Below are 578 nucleotides of genomic sequence, written 5' to 3'. Positions count from 1 at the left end.
AGATCCTGGATCTCGTTTGAGGAATCATTGTCGTTATCTGCCACTGAGATTGTCCCTCCTCCATCAGAAAGCGTGACATCCGTGCCACTCTGGCTAAGGGTCTGAAGTTCATTGGTCGGATCTGCATCTGCATCGTCTACCAAGGAAGCTAAATCCACAGTAGCTGAGTTTCCGTTCTCTATGTCAATCTGAAGGGAACTGCCCGTCAGGGTCGCACCCGTCAGATCCTGATCGTCTGTGCTTACCCCACTGATGTCCACACTCTGGGTTCCCCCAGCGTCTGTCACCGTAAGGTTTGTTCCGTCAAAACCGATTCCCGTATTGTATTCGTTGGTCGGATCCGCATCCGCATCGTCTACCAGGGAAGAAAGGTCTACCGTTACATCTGTGGTTCCTTCACTTATGGTCAGTACATTACTGCCATCCAAAGCCGCTCCTGTTACATCGTCATCGGCCACTGCATCTACATATGCTTTGGTAGCTGCATCCTGGGCTGCCGTCGGATCTGCAAGGTTGGCAATGGCTGCGCCTCCGGCATCATTGCCTTCTGTAAGTACACTGCCCAGATCCTGGATCTC

General features: G+C 52.1%; 1 protein-coding gene. It reads right to left on the bottom strand.

What is annotated here, in order from left to right; translation table 11 throughout:
• Positions 1-578 (bottom strand): hypothetical protein (locus QU605_RS15340; protein WP_289726206.1); only part of this gene is annotated, 578 nt, incomplete at both ends.

Origin of the sequence: Robiginitalea aurantiaca, assembly GCF_030380815.1 — a bacterium.
Lineage (GTDB): Bacteria > Bacteroidota > Bacteroidia > Flavobacteriales > Flavobacteriaceae > Robiginitalea > Robiginitalea aurantiaca.
This window is presented reverse-complemented; position numbering and strand designations above follow the sequence as displayed.